The 2,592-nt window shown below is 63.0% G+C and carries 2 protein-coding genes; one reads left to right on the top strand and one right to left on the bottom strand.

What is annotated here, in order from left to right; translation table 11 throughout:
• The coding region (locus DBR23_RS01900) for an RluA family pseudouridine synthase (protein WP_233250227.1) at positions 1 to 986 on the bottom strand (986 nt) is incomplete at its 3' end.
• A 599-nt stretch (positions 987 to 1,585) separates the two neighbouring features.
• Between DBR23_RS01900 and DBR23_RS01895 the strand changes: the two genes are divergently transcribed.
• Positions 1,586 to 2,592: ribonuclease E/G (locus DBR23_RS01895; RefSeq protein WP_369882073.1), on the top strand; the 1,007-nt coding region annotated here is incomplete at its 3' end.

The raw sequence follows: 2,592 nt of genomic DNA, 5'->3' as shown, positions 1-2,592 counted from the left end.
AAATCGGCCAGCTCAGGGGGTAGCTCGGCAATCAGTTGCACACGCTCGCCCGAGGCGGGGTGGTTGAACTGTAACCGCCATGCGTGCAGGAACATGCGCTTCATCGAGAGCTTCTGCAGGCGCTTGTTGAGGTCAAAGTCACCGTATTTGTCATCACCCACGATGGCGTGGCCCTGGCTGGCCAGGTGTACGCGGATCTGATGGGTGCGGCCGGTCTTGATGGTCACCTCCAGCAGGGACATCGCCGGCAGGCCTTGAGCGGCGCGCGCGGGCACAGTGCTGCGCACCTTGACCAACGTGATGGAGCGCATGCCATCCGGGTCATCGGCCGTGGTCACACGCACGCGGCGCTCGCCGTCGGCCTGCAGGTACTTGTGCAGTGGCAGGTCGATGACCTTTTTGTTGGCAGGCCAGGTGCCCGTGACGAGTGCCAGATAGGTCTTGCCTGTCTCGCGCTCACGGAACTGGTCTTGCAGGTGAGTGAGCGCTGACCGCTTCTTGGCCACCAGCAGGATGCCCGAGGTCTCGCGGTCCAGGCGGTGCACCAGCTCTAGGAACTTGGACGCCGGCCGCGCCTGGCGCAATTGCTCGATCACGCCAAAACTCACGCCGCTGCCGCCGTGCACCGCCACGCCCGCGGGCTTGTCCAGGGCAATCAGGTGCTCGTCTTCGAGCAGGATGGGAAATTCGCGCGCAGGCGCCGGACGCTCGGCCTTCTCGGCCACCTTGTCGGAGATGCGCACGGGCGGCAGGCGCACCACATCTCCTGCTTCCACGCGGGTGTCGGCGCTCACGCGGCCTTTGTTGATGCGGACCTCACCGCTGCGGATGATGCGGTAGACATGCGTTTTTGGCACGCCTTTCAGGTGGCGTATCAAAAAGTTATCGAGCCGCTGGCCAGCGGAGTCAGCATCCACTTCCACCAGGCGGGCTGCGGGAAGCCCCGCAGGGGCTGTGGGCGGTTTGGCCCCTATAATGTGTTTCACCTGCGCGTTGTTATGTAAGTGGTTGATTTGTCTGGAGTTTAGTCCACACAGCCCTTGCCCCTCACGCAGGCAGGTCGATGCCACCGGGCGTCGTGCGCGCAGATTGCAGGCCAGATGCCTGTGGTGGCCAGCACGCCGTGCGGCGGGCTGACAGATTGAAACACTGATACGGAATCCCCCAAGCTGGCAGATGTTCCCTACCCGGGCGCAGCCTGTCAGCGGATCAAAGCGAGCATGTGGTTGTTGATGAGTTGGATGGTGACCTTGTGGCGGTGGCTGATGCCCCTGGCTGCACGCTCCAATTCAGCCCCAACGCCCAGCCAGCAAGCGCAATCAGCTACTCTTTTGCTAGCAAAACTGCGCTCCTACCACTCGCCCCCATCCACGCGCCCCTGCCTCACGATGCTGCGCTAGAGCGCGGTAGATCATTGGCATTCCCGGCAATTCCCTTCGTTTCGATGCGTCAGTCCAGGCATTCACAGCTCCTGTAGAGCTTGTTGTATTGGTTTGGAAACTGTGGGCGGCAGCCCGCGCAGCCCTCCCTGTGGGTCAGGTGGGCTGCACCGCTGCTGTCCGCGAAACACTGAAGGAATCGCATCATGAAGCGGATGCTCATCAACGCCACGCAGCCCGAAGAACGGCGCCTGGCCATCGTCGACGGACAAAAGCTCCTCGACTACGAAATCGAAATCGAAGGGCGCGAACAGCGCAAGGGCAATATCTACAAGGCCGTCGTCACCCGCGTCGAGCCTTCGCTGGAAGCCTGTTTCGTGGACTACGGCGAAGACCGCCATGGCTTCCTGCCGTTCAAGGAAATCTCGCGCAGCTACTTCACCCCCGGTGTCTCGCCCAGCCAGGCGCGCATCAATGAGGTGATCAAGGAAGGCCAGGAACTGCTGGTCCAGGTCGAAAAAGAAGAACGCGGCAACAAGGGCGCGGCCCTGACCACCTTCGTCTCGCTGGCTGGCCGCTACGTGGTGCTGATGCCCAACAACCCCCGGGGCGGTGGCGTATCGCGCCGCATCGAGGGCGAAGACCGCGCCGAGCTCAAGGAGGCGATGGACCAGCTCGAATACCCGAACGGCATGTCCATCATCGCGCGCACCGCCGGCATTGGCCGCACCGCGCCCGAGCTGCAGTGGGATCTGAACTACCTCCTCAAGCTGTGGAATGCCATCGACGGCGCCGCCAAGGGTGGCAAGGGCGCCTTCCTGATCTACCAGGAATCGAGCCTGGTGATTCGCGCGATCCGCGACTACTTCAACAACGACATCGGTGACATCCTCATCGATACCGACGACATCTACGAACAGGCACAGCAGTTCATGGCGCACGTCATGCCCGAGCATGCTGCCCGCGTGAAGCGCTACCGCGACGACGCCGCCCTGTTCAGCCGCTTCCAGATCGAGCATCAGATCGAATCGGCCTACGCCCGCACCGTGCAGCTGCCCTCGGGTGGCGCCATCGTGATCGACCACACCGAAGCGCTGGTGTCCGTGGACGTGAACTCGGCCCGCGCCATCAAGGGCGGCGACATCGAGGAAACCGCCACCCGCACCAACCTGGAAGCTGCCGACGAAGTGGCCCGCCAGATGCGCCTGCGCGA

Source organism: Acidovorax sp. HMWF018 (assembly GCF_003061035.1).
In the GTDB taxonomy this organism is placed as follows: domain Bacteria; phylum Pseudomonadota; class Gammaproteobacteria; order Burkholderiales; family Burkholderiaceae_C; genus Acidovorax; species Acidovorax delafieldii.
This window is presented reverse-complemented; position numbering and strand designations above follow the sequence as displayed.